This window comes from Halarcobacter sp. (genome assembly GCF_963675975.1).
GTDB lineage: Bacteria > Campylobacterota > Campylobacteria > Campylobacterales > Arcobacteraceae > Halarcobacter.
On the sequence record NZ_OY780939.1, the window covers coordinates 449,489 to 470,635 of the forward strand.

Genomic DNA, 21,147 nt, shown 5'->3' on the forward strand with positions numbered 1-21,147 from the left:
TCAAAAAAGAGGATAAATATAAATGGTTTTTAATAAAATATTAAAAATACAAGATAAAGAAATTTCATTAAAATCAAAAACCTTTGTAATTGCTGAAGCAGGTGTTAATCATAATGGAAATATAAATATTGCAAAAGAACTAATAGACCTTGCTAGTAGTGCTGGAGCTGATGCAGTCAAGTTTCAAACTTTTAAAACAGAACATTTAATACTTGATGATGTTAAAAAAGCACCTTATCAGCAAAATACTACAGATATAAATGAATCTCAAAAAGAAATGCTAAAAAAATTAGAAATAACCAAACAACAAAACCTCGAATTGAAAAAATATGCCCAAGAAAAAGATATTATATTCTTGACAACTCCATTTGATGAAACTAGTCTAAATGAAACTGATGAATTAGATTTACCAGCTTATAAAATTGCTTCTACTGATACAACTAATTTACCTTTTTTAAAAAAAGTTGCAAAAAAAGGTAAACCTATATTCCTTTCTACAGGAATGTCTTATTTATCAGAAATTCAAATGGCACTTGAAACTATCTATGAATTTAATAAAGATGTAGTATTATTACAATGTACTGCAAATTATCCAATTAAAGATGAAGAAGCCAATTTATCAGTAATAAATACTTTTAAAAATAATTTTGATATATTAATAGGATACAGTGATCATACTACTGGAATAGGGGCAGCTACTTTTGCTATTCCTATGGGAGCAAAAGTTATTGAAAAACATTTTACTCTTAATAAATCTTTATCTGGACCAGATCACCAAGCATCTTTAACTCCCGAAGAATTATTTGAATTTATACAATTAGTTCATAAAGTAGATTCTTTTATGGGAAGTGATATTAAAAAACCTAATTTAAATGAAATAAAAACAAGGGCATCTCTTCAAAAATGTTTAGTTGCAAATATGGATATTAAAAAAGGTGTTATTTTTAACGAAAATAATATTATTGCTAAAAGAACAGGAGGAAAAGGAATTTCTCCTATATATTGGAAAGATATCATAGGAAAACAAGCAATGAAAAACTATAAAAAGAATGAGATTATATATATATGAAAACTATAGCAATTATTGGAGCAGGAAGCCATACAAAGTCATCTATTAATATTCTAAGACAATATTTTAATAAAGATATGCTTCTAATCTTTGATGACAACTATAATGACAAAATTGAAGAATATATCCATGAAATAAAAGTAGTAGGTACAACAACAAATATAAACAATTTAACACATAATGTATTTTTATCAATTGGAGATAATAAAAGAAGACAAGAATATTTTTATTTATTCGAAAATATTCTTTTAAAAGAAAACATTATTCATTTTTCTACATATCGAGAAAAAAACATTAAAATGGGAATTGCAAATCAAATATTTGCAAATGTATATATTAATTCCTATGTAGAGATTGGTAATAACAATATTATAAATACATCTTCTATTTTAGAACATAATGTAAAAATAGGTAATCATAATCATATTTCAATAGGTACAAAAATTTGCGGAAGTGTTACAATAGGAGACAATTGTTTTATTGGAGCAGGTTCAACTATCATTGATAAAATTTCTGTTTGTAATAATGTAATTATTGGAGCAGGTTCAACTATTGTAAAAGATATTTTAGAACCAGGTACATATGTTGGAACCCCTGTAAAGAAAATTAAATGATCTATGTATCATCATCCTGTGTAAAACATAAAAAAATCAAAAACTCAGTAGAAGAGTTAGCACAAAATGGTTTCAAAAATATTGAATTATCTGGTGGAACAGAATATTATGATAGTTTTGAAAATGATTTATTAGAACTAAAAGAAAAATATGATTTAAATTTTATTTGTCATAACTATTTCCCTCCGCCAAAAGAGCATTTTGTATTAAATCTTGCATCATTAAATGATGAGATATATCAAAAATCTTTTAACCATTTATTAAAATCTATCAATTTGTCAAAAAGACTGGGTGCACAAAAATTTGGTTTTCATGCTGGTTTTTTTATTAATATTAAAGTAAAAGATATAGGTAAGAAGATATCTAAAGAAAATATTTTTGATAAAGATAAAGCAATAAAAAGATTTTGTGATAGCTACAAAAAACTAGAAAAAAATACTAATAACTTAAATCTTTATATAGAAAATAATGTTTTTTCATATACAAATTATAAAACCTTTAATAAAGAAAATATTTTTATGCTTACGAGCTTAAATGATTATGAAGAACTGAAAAGTTTGATAGATTTTAATTTACTCCTTGATATTGCCCATTTAAAAGTTAGCACTAGAACTTTAGAATTAAATTTTGAATTTGAGTTAAAAAAATTGTTACAATCGTCTGACTATATACATATTAGTGACAATGATTCTCTACATGATTTGAACTATACTATAAAAAAAAATTCTGAACTTATGAAACTATTAAAAAAGCAAAACTTAAAAAATAAAACTTTTACTTTAGAAATATATGATAAACTCCATACTATTAAAGATGCATATAATATATTACAAGAAGTTATACAATGATAGAAAAAATGTTATGTAATAAAAATAATAGTCTTATAGAAGCAATGAAAATAATTAATAGAAATGCAATGGGAATAGCTTTCATAATAGATGATCAAAATAAACTTTGTGGGACAATAACTGATGGTGATATAAGAAGAGCCTTATTAAGAGACATAGGACTACAAGAAAAAGTACAAAATATTATTTCAAAAAGTTTTTCTTTTGCTTTAATAACTGATGATTATGATACTTTAAAAAATAAAATAAATAATAAAATAAAAATTATTCCGTTAGTAAATAATCAAATGAATGTAATTGATTATTTTGAGTATAAACAGGATATATATTTTCCAATTGCGATACCTAATTTAAACGGGAATGAATTTAAATATCTTACTGATGCATTTTTAAGCACATGGATATCAAGCAATGGTCATTATATAAATCGTTTTGAAGAATCATTTTCGTCTTATTGTAATTGCAAATATGGTATCGCTGTTTCTAATGGTACAGCTGCACTACATCTAGCTCTTATTGCTCTTAATATAGGGAAAGATGATGAAGTAATAGTTCCGGACCTTACTTTTGCTGCCACAATAAATGCAGTGCTACACGCAAATGCAACCCCAGTTATTGTAGATGTTGAGGAAGATAGTTGGTGTATTGATCCAAAAGAAATAGAAAAAGCTATAACAATTAAGACAAAAGCAATAATACCTGTACATATTTATGGACAAGCGTGTGATATGAAAAATATTATGAATATAGCTAAAAAATATAATTTAAAAGTTATTGAAGATTGTGCAGAAGCCCATGGAGCATTATACAATAATAAAAAAGTTGGCAGCTTTGGAGATATAGGTTGTTTTTCTTTTTTTGGTAATAAAGTAATTACTACAGGAGAAGGGGGTATGTGTATAACTAACAATAAACTTCTCGATAAAAGAATAAGATTATTACGAGATCATGGGATGAGCAAAACTAAAAAATACTGGCATCATATAGTAGGTTATAATTATCGTATGACAAATCTTCAAGCTGCAATTGGATTAGCTCAGCTTGAAAGAATAGAAGAGATACATAAAAATAGAAAAAAATATGAAGATAATTATAAAAAAATTTTAGATAAAAATAATTTTGTATTTCAAAAAGATATTGAAGGGAGAAAGAAAATTACGTGGCTTGTAAGTATATTGATAAAAGAAGATATAGATAAAAATAACTATATATTAAAATTAAAAGAAAAAGGAATGGATGCAAGGCCATTTTTTTATCCACTTAGTGATATGAAAATATATAAGCCTTATTGTAAAAACAAAACTCCCATTACACATAAACTATCTAAGCTAGGGTTAAACTTGCCAACTTATGAAAGTCTAAAAAGTTTACAAAAAATTAAAAAGATTATTCAGAGTATCGAAAAGGAAATAAGATGAATGATAATTGGAAAGTTTGGGATAATATGCCAGAATATGGTGATAACTTCCATGCACGAATAACAGGTGAAAAAAATGAAATGGAAAGTAGTAAATCTTTAGCACATCTACTACAAGAAATTATATCAAAAGATGATTTAATATTGGATGTAGGCTGTGGCGCTGGACATTATTTAAAATCTTTAGATAACATACTAAAAAAACCTTTTAATTATCATGGAGTTGATGCAACAAACTACTACATTAAACTTGCAAATAAAGCATATAGTAATTTTAACTTAAATACTTGTAGAAAAAAAGAATTTTCTATCTCAGATATTTATGAATTAAATATAGAGGATGAATATTCTAACATCACTATATGTAACAATGTTCTTTTACATTTACCTGAAATAGATAAAGCATTAGCTGAATTAGTTAGAGTAACAAAAAAAACTATTATAATTAGAACACTTGTAGGAGATAGTTCCTTTAGAATTAAACAAATAAGGGAAGAAGAAGAGTATAATGAAGTAGGAGAACCTATTAATTTTCATTTTTTTAATATTTATTCAAAAACTTATTTTAATAAACTAGCAGAAAAGTATTCATTGAAAATTCAAATTATTCCAGATACAAATTTTGATCCCAAAAATATTGGTAAATCAAATTACGAAAAGAGTGAAAGACCATTTGACCTGACAACTATTCAAAATGGATATCAAGTAAACAAATATATAATTTCACCTTGGTGCTTCATTAAATTAGAGAAAAAAAATGTATGAAAATAAAAAATTTTTAGCTATTATTCCAGCAAGAGCAGGGAGTAAAAGACTTCAAAATAAAAATTTACTCAAATTAAATAATAAACCTTTAATTGGATGGACTATTGAAGCAGGATTAAAAAGCAAATATATTGATGAAGTAATGGTAACTACTGATGATGATAATATAATGCAAATATCTGAGAGCTGTGGTGCAAATGTACCATTTAAAAGACCTAAAGAATTAGCTACAGACTATGCAACAAGATCTCAAGTAATCAATCATACAATAAATTATTATAAAAATATTAAAAAAAAACACTTTGATTATTTAATTTTTTTACAACCTACATCTCCACTTAGAGATGAAATAGATATAGACAAAGCTATTGAATTTATGTGTAAGAAAAATGCAGATGCTATAATATCTGTATGTGAAGTTGAACATCCTATTCAATGGAGTGGAACTATCCCAGGAAATAAAGATATGACTAATTTCCTTAATAATTCATTTCTTCAAACAAGAAGTCAAGATCTTGAAAAATATTATAGACTTAATGGAGCAATTTATATTTGTAGTATTGAGAAATTTTTAGAAGAAGAATGTGTGTTTTTAAGAAATAATATATTTGCATTTGAAATGTCACAAATTAAGTCTGTAGATATCGATACAAAAATAGATTTTTTATATGCCTCTTTTTTAATGGATAATAAATCTGATTTTTTAAGGCAATAAATGAAATCAAATTTTATAATTTCAGAATATACTAAATATGATAAAAATTTAGCATCTTATTTTATAACTTCAAAATCTTTAAAAAAAGACTTTCAAAAGAAAAAATATGAATTTCCAGAAGAGTTAATTAAAGATGAAAATACTTTAGATGAACAAACTGATTTTATATTAGAAAAGTATGAATACTATAAGAGTCACTTAATAATTAAATTAAATGAAATTCATGAAAAAAAATTTTCAGACATGTTTTGGACAAAAGCACTTAACTTATATTTTTTAAGACTAATTATGTCTCAATGGATTAGATTTAATAAATTTAAAAACTTTAATCCTAAAAAAAACAAATATAGTATTATAAATGAAGCTCAGTATTATATTCCAATAGATACTCCTAATAGTTTATTAAACTTACTCAATAGTAATTTCTATCAAGAACAAATTTTTTCTATTTACATAAAAATATTTTATCCTAATATCAAATATAACTATACAGAATATAATATAGATATCTTAAAAGGATTAAATACTAACACTACTTATGATTTTAGTAAATTAAAGTTCAATGAAATTACAATCTTAGATACACACATAGATGCTTATGAAAAATTTAATATTTCAGATTATGCTAAATATTTTTACTTACCCTCATTAGATATTTCTAATTTTTCATATTCTAAAGAAAAAAGAGAAAAACTTAACTTTTCCCATTCTTTGTTTAAAGATGATTTTGATAAATTCTTTTTTAAATCTCTAAAATACTTATTACCCAAAAGTTATATAGAAGCTTTTTCATATATTTATGAAGCATATAATCAAATTGATTTTTCTAATGCAAAATATATATTATGCGAAAACTGGATTGCAAATGATAAGTTATCTATTCTTTTAGCTATGGCAAAAGAACAAGGAGTATTACACTATGCATTGGAACATGGACATGGACATTATTTGAAAAATAATTATGCATTATTTGCTCATAATATGGTTGATAAATATATATCATATGGATGGAAAGACAAAAGAATAAAAAATCTAATTTCTACTGGAATGTGGAGATTAAATCCAGAAAAAAAATATAAACAAAATAAAAAAAAGAAAGATATCCTTTTTGTATGCTATGGGAATACATATTTATTCGATAGTGATTTTTTGGCTTGTCACAATTTAAATAATAATGCGCAAGAAAGCTATTATCAAAATATGAAGAAATTATTTAAAAATATTTCACATAAAATAAAAAAACAAATATTATATAAAGAATACCCCTTATATTTAGGTAAGAAACGTAATATATCTAAAAAATTTTCAAAAATATTTAGAAACTGTAAAATATTAGATAATAATAATGAATTAGGATATGGTAATCTTCACTATATTAACTCTTCAAAATTAATCATTATTGGTAATATAGGCACTGTTTTTTTTGAAACGTTATATCATAATGCACCTGTTATATGTTTTTATGATAAAGACTTTTCTTTTATAGAAAAAGAATATATTTCAATATTTAATAGATTAAAAGAAGTTGGTATTTTACATACCTCCTCGTATAAAATGGCAATACATTTAAATAAAATTGCTGCAAACCCTTATAATTGGTGGAATAACAAAAAAGTTACAGAAGCAAGAAAAGATTTTTTAAATATATTTAGTTCTTCTCATAATAATTTTTATTCTTTTTTAAAAGATTTAAAATAATTCAAGTTTATTAAATATATGAAAAAGCTTTTTTTTAAAAAACTTAAGTATAATATTTATATATTATTAATATACAAAATGAGTTTCAAATGGTGATATGGATTATTGGACTTCCTGGTAGTGGGAAAACAACTTTAGCAAAAGAACTTCAAAAAGTATTTCCAAATATGTTACATATTGATGGAGATGACATGCGAGAAATTTGGGGTTCGGATATTGGTTATTCTACAAAAGATAGAAGAAAGAATTCTACAAGAATTCAAAAATTAGCTGCATTATTTGAAAAACAAGGCTTTATCGTTGTAGTTTCAATTATGTCAATTTTTCAAGAGCATAGAGATAAAAATAAATATTTATATAACTCATATTTAGAGATATTTTTAGATGTGGAATTATCTATATTAAAAAAACGAAGAAAAATATATCAAGATGCTATAGAAAAGAAAATATCAAATGTTGTAGGAATTGATATACCTTATGAAAAACCTATTAATTCTAATATAATTTTTAACAACAACTTTGAAATCAATTACATGATAAAAAGTATCAAAGAGTATATTTGTGTATAAAATAACACAACAAAATCTTTTAAAACATCCTACAACATATCAATTTAGCGATGTTTCAAATAATAATTTCCTAAATGACTATATAATTCAACGTGAAAGTTTTTTGTTTAAAATTAAAAATAAAGTAGATAATACATTTAAAATATTTTTGTCTAATATTTCATTATTAAATGTTGATGAAATATATAAATTACAAAAAAAGTTTGAAGTAAAAAAGTCATTCTTTGAAGATTATAAAAAGAATATAAATTTCATGACTTTATTTTCTTTTCAATTAGCAACCTATTTAAAAACTAATTTTTGTTTTTCTTTATTTAGTACATTTTTAAAAGTAAATGATACTCTTACTTCATTAGGTATCAATGATTTTTCACCAATTGAAATTACTATGATTCAAAAATCAATTACTATTGAATTAGAACTATTTAAAAGAGTATGTAATGAATAATATATCTTTTATCGGCACTTGCAATTTTAGAACTTATTTTTACTTGCAATCATTAAAAAACAATAATATTTCTTTACAAAATGTTATTATTTATGACTATAAAAATTTAGATATATCAAAATTCTTAAATAAACAGATTTCATATAAAAATCATTATATCAATATATATGAATCATTAGAATCTTTATTAGATTTTTATAATGCAGAAATTATAAAAAAGAATTCTATAAATAACATGAAGGAAGAAATAAAAAAAATTAAAACAGATTTTTTTATATTTTCTGGGAAAAGTGGAGAAATTGTCAAAGAACATATTTTATATTGTAATAAGTTTTTACATATTCATCCAGGTAAGCTACCTTCATATAGAGGGAGTACTACCATATATTATTCTTTGTTAAACGAATCAAAATGCTTTGCAAGTGCTTTTTTTTTAGATAAAAAAATTGATGCAGGAAAGATTATAAAACAAATGGAATTTGATATTATTGATATTGACTTTGATTACTTGTATGATTCATTTATTAGAAGCTACTTATTAATAGATATTTTAATTAATGCAGAGACGAAAACAACAGAACAAGTAGGTAAAATAAAAGAATATTATATAATTCATCCAGTATTAAAAAAGTTGGCTCTAATAAAAAAAGAAAAAGTATTAAAAAATGAAAAAAATTTTTAGATTTACAGAAAATAGTCTCTATTGGGACAATAGATGGGAAAATAGTGGAATAGATAAAAACTCTTTTAGTAACCTAAACTTTTATCCAATAAAGCAAGCAGAAAAAATTTTAAATGACTATAAAATTAATGAAAAGATTTTAGAATTAGGTTGTGGTGCAGGAAGAGTTTTTTTTCATTATAAAAATAAAGGTTACAAAATAAAAGGAATAGAATATAGTAAAATTGCTGTAAAAAAAATACAGTGTCTTTTAGAAAATAAAGAAGATGTAATTCAAGGAAATGTATTAGATTTACCATATGAAGATAGTAGTTTTGATTATATTTTAGCATTTGGGCTATTTCATAATCTTGAAAAAATGGAAGATATAGAAACAGCATTTATTGAAACAGCCCGAGTATTAAAAGTGAATGGGAAATTGGTATTTTCAGTAAGATTTGATTCTCTCGAAAATAATATAATTGAAGGAATCACAAAGAAAAGAAATAAAAACAAAAACTTTAACAAATTTCATAGATGGCATTTTGATTTAAACACTACAAAAAGGATTCTTGAGAAATCCAATTTATTGATAACCAATATTGAATATTCAAAAAATGTATCATTTTTATTTAAATACAATATTTTTAGAGCAAAAGAAATGAAAAAAGAAAACTTTTTAGAGTCTACTGCAAGAAGTGAAGGTTTTAAATTAAACTGTATAGGACAACAAATTGATAAATTTTTACATACTTTCTTTCCCAAACAATTTTCAAATTTATTAATACTAAGTGTCAAGAAAAAATGATAAATAAATCAAAGGCTCAAATGCTTTTTTTCTTAGAGAAAAAAGTAACAAAATCAAAAATATTACCCTTATTAATATTTAGTGCAGATACAAATATTGAACTAATAGTTTTAAAAATCAAGCAACACTTTAAAAGTAAAATAATTATTCGATCTTCATCTTTAAATGAAGATACTGAAAATAATTCAAATGCAGGATATTATGAATCTATTCTAAATATAAATACAAATGATGATAAAAGTATAAAAAATGCTCTTAACAAAGTTATTTCTTCTTATAAAGATGAACCTCTTAATAAAAATGAAATTTTAATACAACCCATGTTAAAAGATGTCATTTTGAGTGGTGTTTTATTTACATGCGATATCAACACTTTAAGTCCCTACTATATTATAAATTATGATATTTCAGAAAATACAAGTAATGTTACAAGTGGTAAAGGTAAAAATATTCAAACATATATTGAATATAAATTTGCAAAAAAAATACAAAGAAATAATATTGTTCTTGATAAACTTATTGAAGCAGTTAAAGAATTAGAAATACTCTTAAATAATTCTTTCTTAGATATTGAATTTGCTTACGATGGATATGAAATCTATATTTTTCAAGTAAGATCAATTACGAAAGGGAATAAAAAATATATATCAAAACAAAAATTAGAAAAAGCACTATATAAGCTCCATAAAAAAATAAAAAAATTGAATGCTCCTCATCCAAATTTATTAGGAGACAAAACCTTATTTGGTGTTATGCCAGATTGGAATCCTGCAGAAATAATTGGGAAGAAACCGAAAACATTGGCATTGACTTTATATAAAGAATTAATAACTGATAGTACATGGGCATACCAAAGAGATAACTATGGATATAGAAACCTCAGATCTCACCCTTTATTAATATCTCTTTTAGGTGTAGCATATATTGATGTAAGGGTAAGTTTTAATTCTTTTATACCAAAAACACTTAATGAAACAATAGCAAAAAAATTAGTGAATTATTATTTGCAAGAACTTGAAAAAAATCCTCATAATCACGATAAAATAGAATTTGAAATAATATTTTCATGTATAGATTTCAATACAAATAATAAATTATATGACTTACTTACAAAAGGTTTCAATATAGATGAAATAGCTGATATTAAAAATTCTTTAACTAATTTAACTAACAATATATTCACTTTATACAAAAAAGATTTAAAAAAAATCACTAAATTAGAAAAAAAGCATTCAAATATTATTAATTCAAATTTAGAATTAATTGATAAAATTTATTGGTTAAATGAATACTGTAAAAGATATGGAACATTACCTTTTGCAGGATTAGCTAGAGCAGGATTTATAGCTATGTCCTTTCTAAAATCTTTTATTTCACAAAACATTATAACATCAGAAGAATACAATAGATTTTTAAATTCTTTACAAACAGTAGCAAAAGATCTTAGCCAAGATTTATCAACAATGACTAAAAAAGATTTTTTAAAAAAATATGGTCATTTAAGACCTGGCACATATGATATCTTGTCAGATAGATATGATAAAAAATATGATTTTTATTTTGAATCGTACAGATACGAAAAGAATACTCAAGTTACCTTTAATTTTAATAAATCTCAACTATTATTAATTGATTACCATTTAAAAAATAATGGTCTTAAAATATCTGCTGAATCTTTAATTGACTTTATAAAAGAAGCTATTGAAGCAAGAGAGTTTGCAAAATTTACTTTTACAAAAACTCTAAGTCAAATTTTAGTTTTTATAGAGGAACTAGGAGGGAAATTTTTTATTAACAAAAATGATATATGTTATTTAGACTATAAAGAAATCCTTAACCTCTATTCTTCTCTATGGTATGAAGATGTCAGTACAATTTTCAATCATAATATTAATCAAAATAAAGATTTTTTTGAATTAACAAAAGCTATAAAATTACCAGATTTAATTACTTGTGAACAAGATATATATAATTTCTTATTAACGAAGAACTCACCAAATTTTATCACTCTAAATGTAATAGAATCTAACATTATTAAAGAAGAAGATATTTTTAATAAAAAATTAGAAAATGCAATTATTTGTATAAAAAGTGCAGATCCAGGATATGACTTTCTTTTTACAAAAAAAATAGGTGGATTAATTACAAGTTATGGAGGAGTAAACTCTCATATGGCAATACGTTGTTCAGAATTAAATATTCCTGCAGTAATAGGTATAGGAGAAGATGAATATAAAAAAATTTCTAATTCAAAAGTTGTAAAAATTGATTGTAAATGTCATATGATGAGGACAATATTATGAAAAAAATCGTTGTTTCACAAAGATTAATACAACATGATAAGTATTATGAAATAAGAGAATGTCTTGACATAAAATATTCTAAACTTATTGAAAAATGTGGTTTTTTACCAATAATTTTACCTACAGAAGTAAATTTCAAAAATTACTTCAATGAACTTAAGATTGATGGAATTTTTTTAACAGGAGGAAATGATTTATATATTTTTAATCAAAGTATTTTATCCCAAAAAAGAGATATATTTGAATATGATTTAATTAAATATGCAATAGATAACAATATCCCTATTTATGGTATTTGTAGAGGGATGCAAATTATAGCAAAGTATTTTGATTCCAAACTAAAATTAATTCCTAATCATATTAATAGTCATCACAAAATTGTTGTTAATAAAGAATCCAAATATTTTAAATATTTAAAAAATATTGAAACTACTAATTCTTTTCACAAATATGGAATTGATATTTTAGGAAAAGGGTTAATTATATCTGCAAAAAGTAATGATGGTATAATTGAAGCTATTGAACATGAAAAATATAAAATTTTTGCCCAAATGTGGCATAGTGAAAGAACAAAACCATTTTGCAAAAATGAACTAGATATAATAAAAAAATTTTTTACAGAGGAAAAGAATTAAAATGCGTTCTATTATATTAGCTGCAGGACAAGGTACAAGATTAATGCCATTAACAAAAGACAAACCAAAGTGCATGGTAAAATATAATAAAAAGCCTATCATTTCTTATATAATTGAAGCAATGAAAGAAAATGGTATTTCAGATATCTCTATTGTAACTGGTTATAAAAAAGAAGTCTTAGAGGAATATCTAAAAGAAGAAAAAATTACATTCTTTAGTAATGATATCTTTGACAAAACTAATATGGTATATAGTCTATTTAAAGCAAAAAGTTATATGACAGAGGATGTCATTATTTCGTATTCAGATATAATATATAATAGTGATGTTTTAAAAAAAATCATTAATAGTAATAGTGATTTTTCTGTAGTTATAGATAAAGAATGGGAAAAGCTATGGTCATTGAGAATGGATAATATTTTAAGTGATGCTGAAACCTTAAAAATTGAATCTGGTAAGATCAAAGAGATAGGCAAGAAAACTGATAATTTGGATGATATTCAAGCTCAATATATTGGACTTATAAAAATATCAGCAAAAGCCATACCAAAAGTTTTAAAATTTTATGAATCATTAGAAACAAATATATTGTATGATGGACAATCAGTATATAATATGTATATGACTACTTTTATTCAACTAATTATTGACAATTTAATGGAAGTTAATCCTATTGAGATTTATGGACACTGGTTAGAAATTGATACTATAGAAGATTTAAATAATTATGAAGAAAAAGAATATAATGTTACTTAATCAATTTCATAATAAAAAAGTTTCAGAAGTTTTTTTACTCAAACTTTTATATATTTTTAGCTCTCCATTGGCTCAAGTTTTTTTATTATTTAATATTAAAGCAAATACAATAACTACCTTATCAAATATTAGTGCAATGATATCATATATTTCTATTTTTTATAATTTTTATTTTTTCTTCTTTTTTTGGTCTTTTAGTCTTATTTTAGATATTTGTGATGGAATTGTAGCAAGAGCAACTAAAACATCAAGTGCTGCAGGAAGTTTTTATGATCATTTTTCAGATTTTTTAAAAATTATGGGTCTCTTTTTATTTATAGGAATATATTATGATACTAAAATAATATGGATACTAGTTTCTTTAAATCTTTTAGTTTTTTCTACAGTAGATTATCTAGATAAAGTTATACATCAAAAAAATGCTTTAATTAAATATAATAAAATTAATTCAGTTTCTTCAAATAATTCATTTAATCTCACGATAAAAATTATTATCAAAATTAATACATTTTTAAATAATTTAATTATATATAGAACATTTTTTATAATGCATGGACAATATAATTTAATTTTATTACCTCTTGCATATAATATTTATACTGCTCAGTATACATTAGTATTATCATTTTTAATTTGTTTTTGGACTATAACATTATTACTTATTCAAATAAAAGAACTAAATAATATTATGATTAATAACAATATACCATGGAAGTAACATAATGAAAAAAAAGAAAATTATAATTTTTGGATGTGGGAATGGTGGTAAGAATGCATATAATTATCTAAATAAAAATTATGAAATAATTGCCTTTTCAGATAATAATAAATCTTTATATAAAAATAAAATTTATAATTTATCAATAATCAATCCAATTGAATTAGAGAATATTGATTTTGATTATATATTTATTGCTAGTATGTATAATGTAGAAATAACTGAACAATTAATTTGTGAATTAAATATATCAAAAGATAAAATAAAAAATTTAGACATTAAATTTTTAACTAATAAAAAAATGAATTTAGTTTATGCATCATTTCTAAATATACTTTTTATCACTTTCTTAATGTTATTAGTGTATAGTATCTTAGAAATATTCGAATATTTTTTAAAATAATAAAATTGAGTGGACTATAAATATATGACTAAATTTAATAATTCTAAAATATTTAAAAAATATATTTGCCCAAACCCCTTTATGTACGTAGAATTACAAGAAAATGGTAATATAAATACATGCTGTTATATAAACCATAAATTTGGAAACATTAATAAAGAAAATATTAAAGACATATGGAACAATAATGATTTCAAAGAGTTAAGACGTTCAATTTTAAATGGGGATTTTTCATATTGTGACAGTTCAAGATGTGCTTCAATGCAAAAAGTATTAGAAAAAAAATTATCTAACAAATCTTATCAAATACCATATGAATTAATTTTAAAAGACGAAATTACAGATATTTCATCTTTTAAACTAGAACAAAATTTACCTAAAATAATATCTTTTGATGATGATCAAACTTGTAATTTAAGTTGCCCCTCTTGCAGAAAAACTCTCATAATTGAGACAAAAGAACAAAGTGAAAATAAATTAACAAAAGAGTTTCAAATCATCGATGAATGTAAAAACTATTTAGAAGAAATTTGGTTGTGTGGAGCAGGAGATTTATTTGCATCAAGAACATATAAAAAGCTTCTCACTACATATGACTTTTTACAGATTCCAAATATTAAAATTCGTATTGATACAAATGGTGTTTTATTCAATGAAAAAGCATGGAATACAACACTTAAAAAAGTTCAAAATATAATTAATGTCATTGCAATTTCTATAGATGCAACTAATGAAAAAACTTACTCTCTAATACGAAGAGGTGGTAACTTTAATACTTTAATGGATAATCTTTATTTTATCTCTAGTTTAAAAAATAAAAAAGAATTTATTTTTATCATTAGAATGATTGTACAAAATGATAATTTTAATCAAATGGCTGATTTTATCAAATTAGGGAAAAAACTTAATGTAGACCAAGTTGTTTTTTCAGAACTTCAGAATTGGGGTACATTTTCTCATGAAGAATATATTGAAAAAGCAGTGCATTTAGAAAAAAATAAAAACTTTCTAAAACTAAAAAAAATATTACAAGACCCTATTTTTTTAGATCCTGTTGTAAACTTAGGAAACTTAACCAGCTTGTTCAATAAGGTAAATAGTGAAGAAAAATAATTTAAAAGCCCGTGTAATAGCTTTTTATTTACCTCAGTTTCATCCTATTCCAGAAAATAATCAATGGTGGGGAAAAGGTTTTACAGAATGGACAAATGTAGGTAAAGCTAAACCTTTATATGAAGGTCATAAACAACCCAAAGTACCTGCCGACCTAGGATACTATGATTTACGATTAAATGAGTCAAGAATAGAACAAGCAGAACTAGCGAAACAATATGGAATTGAAGCTTTTTGCTACTGGCATTATTGGTTTGGAAAGGGCAAACAATTATTAGAAAAGCCTTTTAAAGAAGTATTAAAAGTCAAAAAACCAGATATATCATTTTGTTTAGGATGGGCAAATCAAACTTGGTCAGGTGTTTGGCATGGTTCTCCTAATCGTATATTAATAGAACAAACTTATCCAGGGTTAGAAGACTATAAAGAACATTTTTATTCTTTATTAGATGCATTTAAAGATAAACGATATATGAAAATAAATGAAAAATTAGTATTTCTTATTTATAACCCAATAGATATACCTAATGCATTAGAATTTACTAATTATTGGCAAACTCTTGCAAAAAAAGAAGGCTTAAAAGGTTTTCATTTTATAGCACATTTTTCAAAAAAAACTGAAAAATATGGTTGCCAAAGTTGTGTTGAGGGGGCACCATTTGCAACAATGGAAGCACAAGAATTAGAAGTTCAGAAAATAAATAATATTCAAAAGCCTACTGTTTATTCTTATAAATCACTTGTTCAATATTCAAAAAACTATAAATTAGGAGAAAATGAATACCCACTTGTAATGCCAAACTGGGACAATACTCCAAGATGTGGTTCTAGCGGTATAGTACTAGATGGTTCCACACCAAAATTATTTAAAGAAATTGTTGATAACGCTATAGAAAAAATTACTCAAAAGTATAGTAAAGATGAAGAAAAAATTATATTTTTAAAAGCATGGAATGAGTGGGCAGAAGGCAACTACATGGAACCTGATTTAGAATATGGTCATCAATATTTAGAAGTTTTATTAAGTTCTTTATTAAAAGATACAAATAAAAGAAAACAAGATTATAAGATTTTAAATTAGAGGTAAGTTATTATGATAGAAAATATTATATGCAAAGATAAATTATTATCAATAATAATAAGATCGTCTTATAGAAAAGAAGGTATTGAGTTTTTTACACCTAGTGATTTTTCTCAACAATTAGCATATATGAATAGACCTAAAAATTACATAATTGTTCCTCACATACATAACCCTATTCAAAGAGATGTACATTTAACACAAGAAGTACTAATCATCAAAAGTGGAAAAGTTCGAATAGATTTTTATGATGATAATAAAAAATATTTTGAAAGTAGAATTCTATTTGATGGAGATGTAATTCTTTTAGCGCAGGGGGGCCATGGATTTAAGATGTTAGAAAGTAGCGAAATAATTGAAATAAAACAAGGACCTTATGCAGGAGAACTAGATAAAACTAGATTTCAACCAATTAACTGTGATGAAGTGATTTTAAAATAATGATACCAGTAAATACACCTTTATTTAAAGGTAATGAAAAAAAATATCTTAATGAATGTATTGATACAGGTTGGATTAGTTCAGAAGGCCCATTTGTAAAAAAATTCGAAGAACAAATGGCTAAATATATTAATAGGAAATATGCTACTGCGTGCTCAAGTGGAAGTGCAGCATTAGACATTGCAGTTAAAGCCTTAGAATTAAAGAAAGGTGATGAAGTTATTATCCCTACATTTACAATTATTTCTTGTGCTCAATCTCTTGTTACAAATGGTATAAAACCAATTTTGATTGATAGTGATTTTTCAACTTTCAATATGAAAAACGAGGATATTGAATCTAAAATCACATCAAAAACAAAAGCTATTATGATTGTTCATATCTATGGATTATCTGTTGATGTAGACCCTATATTAAGAATTGCAAAAAAATACAATCTTAAAATTATTGAAGATGCTGCACAAATGCATGGACAAGAATATAAAGGTAAAAAATGTGGTAGTTTTGGAGATATTAGTATATTTAGTTTTTATCCAAATAAAAATATCACTACTGGTGAAGGAGGAATGGTTTTAACCAATAGCATCTTATTAGATGAAAGAGCCAAAAGTTTAAGAAACCTTTGTTTTACAAAAGAAAGGTTTATACATAATGAACTTGGGTATAATTATAGAATGACAAATATGCAAGCAGCATTGGGAGTTGCACAATTAGAACAAATAGATAAAATTATTGAAAAAAAAAGATGGATAGGAAAAAGTTATCATAATTTATTAAAAAATATAGATGATATAAATCTACCAATACAAAATACCGAATATTGTGAAAATATTTATTGGGTAAATACAATTACATTAAAGAGTAATTATAAATATAATGCTAAAGAAATTATGAAAAGATTAGCAGAAAAAGGTATAGGTACAAGACCTTTCTTCTACCCTATTCATAAACAACCTGTTTTTAATAATATGGGTCTTTTTTTAGAAGAAAAGTTAATAAATAGTGAAAACTTATATGAAAGAGGATTCTATCTTCCAAGTGGACTTTCTCTTACTTTTAAAGATTTAGAAGAAATATCAAATATATTGAAAAAGGTTTTGAAATGAATTCATTTGGAAATATTTACTCTGAATATTATGATTTACTCTATAAAGATAAAAATTATGAAAATGAAGTTGAATACTTACAAAAAGAAATTCAGACTGAATTACAAAATACAAATTCTATCCTTGAATTAGGTTGTGGAACGGGAAGACATGCAAAATTATTTTCTGAAAAGGGTTATTCTGTTCATGGCATAGATTCAAGTCAAGACATGTTAAAAATAGCAAAAAAAAATACTAATAATAATTTATCCTTTACTCATGCAGATATAAAAAATCTTAACTTAAACAAAGAATTCGATGTTGTATTATCTTTATTTCATGTACTTAGTTATCAAAATTCGAAAGAAGAACTTATTAAAACATTTGAAGTTGCAAAAAAACATTTAAAATTGGGTGGAATATTTATATTTGATTTTTGGTATGGTCCTGCTGTATTAACAAATCTACCTACGCCTCGGTTAAAAAAGTTACAAAATAAAGACATTGAAATAACAAGAATTGCTGAACCTGTTTTACATATAGAAAAAAATATTGTAGATGTTAATTATAATATTTTTATAAAAAATAAAAATACACAAAATTTAATTGAAAAAAAAGAACTTCATAGTATGAGATATTTTTTCGATCCAGAATTAGAATTTATTTGTGAGCTAGTAGGATTTAAATTAAAGAATAAATATGAATGGTTAACTAATAAAACCCCCAATATTAATAGTTGGAATGTTATGTGGATTTTAAAAAATGAATAATATGTATAATCAAAGAAAAAATTTAAAAGAATCATTAGAATTATTGAAAAGAAATGGTTTTGAACCTTCAGTTATATTAGATATAGGAGTAGCAGAAGGAACTCCTGATTTATATAATGTTTATCCATATAGTTTTTATTATTTATTTGAGCCTCTTATTGAATTTGAAGAACATATGCAAAGTATATTACAGAAAATTAAAGGTAAATATTTTTTAGTTGCAGCTTGTGATTTTACAGGTCAAATTAAAATAAATGTACATACAGACCACTTATCAGGTTCTTCAATCTTAAAAGAAAGTATGGGGGAAGTTGCTGATGGAAATGAAAGAATTATAAAAACATTAAAAATAAATGATTTATTAAAAGACCAACTTCTTAATGAAAAAATTTTAATTAAATTAGATACTCAAGGCTCTGAATTAAAAGCATTAAAAGGATGTAGTGAGATTTTAAATAATGTTGAAGTAATCATTACAGAAGTTTCTATGTTTAGATTTATGAAAGACTCTCCTGACTTCTATGATGTAATCCAATATATGAAAAGTATTAATTTTGTAGCTTATGATATAATTTTTGGATGGAACAGGCCGTTGGATGGTGCTCTTGGACAAGTTGATATAGTTTTTGTTAAAGAAACTTCAAATTTAAGAAAGAATCATTCATTTTCGACACCAGAACAATTAAGAAATATATAATTTATGAAACAGCAAATTTTAGTAATACATCCAGAAGGAAATATTTTTAATAATCCAAATTTATATGAAATTTTAATATTCTTAAATAAATATTTTCAAACATCTGTCTTAATTCCTAAATTAGAAATTAATCAAGATAATAAACAAAACAATAGTCCATGTAAGATTATTGAATATTCTAATATTTATAATGAATATAATCTACTAGCAGACGACAATATTTTAAATGACTTTATAGAAAGATATTCTTTAAACACTTACACATTTACAATAGGAATTGATAGACTAGGGATATATCTAGCATATATTCTTTATTCTAAGTTCAATATAAACTATGGATATATTTCATATGAAATATTTTTTGAAAAAGAATCTTCAAAAGAATTTAAACTTATTGAAAAAATTTCTTGTCAATACACTAATTTCGTAATTGTACAAGATAGAATTAGAGCACACAATCTTCAAATAGAGAATAATATTGATAGCAACAAAATGATTTATATTCCTGTTGCTGGTTCAAAGGAATATCCTTATAAAAAGAATTATTTTATTTATGACTTACTAAATATAAGCCGTTCAAAAAAAATGCTTATTTACATAGGTAGCATAGATTATTGGTCTTGTTTTAATAGTATATTTAAAGAAAATTTAATCCCAGAGGATTGGGTATTTATTATTCATGATAGATATGGTTCTTCAAAAGAAAAGTTAACTGCAATAGAGCCTAATTTACCCTCTAATATTTATTTTTTAGATATTACACTTTGTACAAACCATGATATGAAAAAAATTCTTCATTCAGCAGATTTAGGTCTTGCACTATATTGTCCCGATTATAAATCAATATTTACTGGAAAAAATATTTTAGATATAGGCTTGTCTTCTGGAAAAATTTCTACATATTTACAAAATGGATTACCTATTATTACATCAGATAATCTGATACTACGAGAATATTATAAAAAATATCATTTTGGTTATATAATAAATAAAGTTTCTGAACTAGAAATGATACTTTCTAACTATGAACATAATTCTAAATTCCATCAAGATAGTATTAACTTTTTTAATAAAGAATTAAGTTTTAAGAATTATGAAACAACCATTTTAAATTTACTTAGAAGTACTTTGAAAAAAGATGTAAAATCCAGTTTGACTTTATCTAAAAATAAAAATTTAATAGGTTCATTAAAATATATTTCAACAACTTATAATAAAATTGATTTTTCTAAAAAATTTAATTGTTTATTCATTCAAATTCAAAAATTAAAAAAAGAAAACCAGAAATATATAATTTATGGCAATGGAACTTTGGGTAAAACAATCAAATTATTACTAGATGAAAAAATAGAACATGTAGATATAGCTGAAAAAAACAATCATCCTATTAAACTACTTAATATGAAATATGACAAAATAATTATATCAGTTCTAGGAAGAGAAAATGAAATTGTGGAATATTTAACAAAAGAAATAGGTATTAATAAAAATAGAATTATAACATTAGAAATATAATGGAGAATAAAGTATAT

The 21,147-nt window shown here is 23.8% G+C and carries 23 protein-coding genes; all 23 read left to right on the top strand.

Annotated features, from left to right (window positions below):
* Positions 1 to 22: 22 nt before the first annotated feature.
* A complete protein-coding gene (gene neuB, locus ACKU3H_RS02085; RefSeq protein ID WP_320035324.1) occupies positions 23 to 1,069 on the top strand; it encodes an N-acetylneuraminate synthase in 1,047 nt (348 codons plus the stop codon).
* On the top strand, positions 1,066 to 1,683 hold the full coding sequence (locus tag ACKU3H_RS02090) for a NeuD/PglB/VioB family sugar acetyltransferase (protein ID WP_320035325.1): 618 nt from the start codon (positions 1,066 to 1,068) through the stop codon (positions 1,681 to 1,683). Before neuB ends, ACKU3H_RS02090 begins: the two co-directional genes overlap by 4 nt.
* Positions 1,680 to 2,531 carry a TIM barrel protein gene (locus ACKU3H_RS02095; RefSeq protein WP_320035326.1) on the top strand — a complete coding sequence of 284 codons (852 nt, stop codon included), beginning with the start codon at positions 1,680 to 1,682 and terminating at the stop codon, positions 2,529 to 2,531. Before ACKU3H_RS02090 ends, ACKU3H_RS02095 begins: the two co-directional genes overlap by 4 nt.
* Positions 2,528 to 3,949, top strand: a complete 1,422-nt coding sequence (locus ACKU3H_RS02100) for an aminotransferase class I/II-fold pyridoxal phosphate-dependent enzyme (protein WP_320035327.1) — start codon at positions 2,528 to 2,530, stop codon at positions 3,947 to 3,949. Before ACKU3H_RS02095 ends, ACKU3H_RS02100 begins: the two co-directional genes overlap by 4 nt.
* Positions 3,946 to 4,713, top strand: a complete 768-nt coding sequence (locus ACKU3H_RS02105; RefSeq protein WP_320035328.1) for a class I SAM-dependent methyltransferase — start codon at positions 3,946 to 3,948, stop codon at positions 4,711 to 4,713. The genes ACKU3H_RS02100 and ACKU3H_RS02105 overlap by 4 nt, the downstream gene beginning before the upstream one ends.
* Positions 4,706 to 5,428: an acylneuraminate cytidylyltransferase family protein gene (locus tag ACKU3H_RS02110; RefSeq protein WP_320035329.1), complete on the top strand. Its 723-nt coding sequence runs from the start codon at positions 4,706 to 4,708 to the stop codon at positions 5,426 to 5,428. Before ACKU3H_RS02105 ends, ACKU3H_RS02110 begins: the two co-directional genes overlap by 8 nt.
* Positions 5,429 to 7,126 carry a hypothetical protein gene (locus tag ACKU3H_RS02115; RefSeq protein ID WP_320035330.1) on the top strand — a complete coding sequence of 566 codons (1,698 nt, stop codon included), beginning with the start codon at positions 5,429 to 5,431 and terminating at the stop codon, positions 7,124 to 7,126.
* An 89-nt stretch (positions 7,127 to 7,215) separates the two neighbouring features.
* Complete coding sequence (locus ACKU3H_RS02120) at positions 7,216 to 7,695, top strand: adenylyl-sulfate kinase (RefSeq protein WP_320035331.1); 480 nt, start codon at positions 7,216 to 7,218, stop codon at positions 7,693 to 7,695.
* Positions 7,688 to 8,143, top strand: a complete 456-nt coding sequence (locus ACKU3H_RS02125; RefSeq protein ID WP_320035332.1) for a hypothetical protein — start codon at positions 7,688 to 7,690, stop codon at positions 8,141 to 8,143. The genes ACKU3H_RS02120 and ACKU3H_RS02125 overlap by 8 nt, the downstream gene beginning before the upstream one ends.
* Positions 8,136 to 8,825: a formyltransferase family protein gene (locus ACKU3H_RS02130; RefSeq protein ID WP_320035333.1), complete on the top strand. Its 690-nt coding sequence runs from the start codon at positions 8,136 to 8,138 to the stop codon at positions 8,823 to 8,825. Before ACKU3H_RS02125 ends, ACKU3H_RS02130 begins: the two co-directional genes overlap by 8 nt.
* Positions 8,809 to 9,612: a class I SAM-dependent methyltransferase gene (locus tag ACKU3H_RS02135; protein ID WP_320035334.1), complete on the top strand. Its 804-nt coding sequence runs from the start codon at positions 8,809 to 8,811 to the stop codon at positions 9,610 to 9,612. The genes ACKU3H_RS02130 and ACKU3H_RS02135 overlap by 17 nt, the downstream gene beginning before the upstream one ends.
* Positions 9,609 to 11,915 carry a PEP-utilizing enzyme gene (locus ACKU3H_RS02140; protein WP_320035335.1) on the top strand — a complete coding sequence of 769 codons (2,307 nt, stop codon included), beginning with the start codon at positions 9,609 to 9,611 and terminating at the stop codon, positions 11,913 to 11,915. The genes ACKU3H_RS02135 and ACKU3H_RS02140 overlap by 4 nt, the downstream gene beginning before the upstream one ends.
* Entirely contained in the window at positions 11,912 to 12,550 is a 639-nt protein-coding gene (locus tag ACKU3H_RS02145; protein ID WP_320035336.1) for a gamma-glutamyl-gamma-aminobutyrate hydrolase family protein, read from the top strand. The genes ACKU3H_RS02140 and ACKU3H_RS02145 overlap by 4 nt, the downstream gene beginning before the upstream one ends.
* A gap of 1 nt (position 12,551) precedes the next feature.
* Complete coding sequence (locus ACKU3H_RS02150; RefSeq protein ID WP_320035337.1) at positions 12,552 to 13,307, top strand: phosphocholine cytidylyltransferase family protein; 756 nt, start codon at positions 12,552 to 12,554, stop codon at positions 13,305 to 13,307.
* Positions 13,297 to 14,025 (top strand): CDP-alcohol phosphatidyltransferase family protein, encoded by a 729-nt coding sequence (locus ACKU3H_RS02155; protein WP_320035338.1) that lies wholly within the window; start codon positions 13,297 to 13,299, stop codon positions 14,023 to 14,025. The genes ACKU3H_RS02150 and ACKU3H_RS02155 overlap by 11 nt, the downstream gene beginning before the upstream one ends.
* Before the next feature lie 4 nt (positions 14,026 to 14,029).
* Positions 14,030 to 14,428 carry a hypothetical protein gene (locus ACKU3H_RS02160; RefSeq protein ID WP_320035339.1) on the top strand — a complete coding sequence of 133 codons (399 nt, stop codon included), beginning with the start codon at positions 14,030 to 14,032 and terminating at the stop codon, positions 14,426 to 14,428.
* 24 nt (positions 14,429 to 14,452) lie between these two features.
* On the top strand, positions 14,453 to 15,541 hold the full coding sequence (locus tag ACKU3H_RS02165; RefSeq protein ID WP_320035340.1) for an SPASM domain-containing protein: 1,089 nt from the start codon (positions 14,453 to 14,455) through the stop codon (positions 15,539 to 15,541).
* On the top strand, positions 15,528 to 16,622 hold the full coding sequence (locus ACKU3H_RS02170) for a glycoside hydrolase family 99-like domain-containing protein (RefSeq protein WP_320035341.1): 1,095 nt from the start codon (positions 15,528 to 15,530) through the stop codon (positions 16,620 to 16,622). The genes ACKU3H_RS02165 and ACKU3H_RS02170 overlap by 14 nt, the downstream gene beginning before the upstream one ends.
* Before the next feature lie 12 nt (positions 16,623 to 16,634).
* The gene (locus tag ACKU3H_RS02175) at positions 16,635 to 17,063 is read left to right on the top strand and encodes a hypothetical protein (protein ID WP_320035342.1); all 429 of its coding nucleotides are present in this window, start codon (positions 16,635 to 16,637) and stop codon (positions 17,061 to 17,063) included.
* On the top strand, positions 17,063 to 18,169 hold the full coding sequence (locus ACKU3H_RS02180) for a DegT/DnrJ/EryC1/StrS family aminotransferase (RefSeq protein ID WP_320035343.1): 1,107 nt from the start codon (positions 17,063 to 17,065) through the stop codon (positions 18,167 to 18,169). Before ACKU3H_RS02175 ends, ACKU3H_RS02180 begins: the two co-directional genes overlap by 1 nt.
* A complete protein-coding gene (locus ACKU3H_RS02185) occupies positions 18,166 to 18,918 on the top strand; it encodes a class I SAM-dependent methyltransferase (protein WP_320035344.1) in 753 nt (250 codons plus the stop codon). The genes ACKU3H_RS02180 and ACKU3H_RS02185 overlap by 4 nt, the downstream gene beginning before the upstream one ends.
* A gap of 1 nt (position 18,919) precedes the next feature.
* Complete coding sequence (locus tag ACKU3H_RS02190; RefSeq protein ID WP_320035345.1) at positions 18,920 to 19,615, top strand: FkbM family methyltransferase; 696 nt, start codon at positions 18,920 to 18,922, stop codon at positions 19,613 to 19,615.
* 3 nt (positions 19,616 to 19,618) lie between these two features.
* Complete coding sequence (locus tag ACKU3H_RS02195; RefSeq protein WP_320035346.1) at positions 19,619 to 21,130, top strand: hypothetical protein; 1,512 nt, start codon at positions 19,619 to 19,621, stop codon at positions 21,128 to 21,130.
* The last annotated feature ends 17 nt before the right edge of the window (positions 21,131 to 21,147 follow it).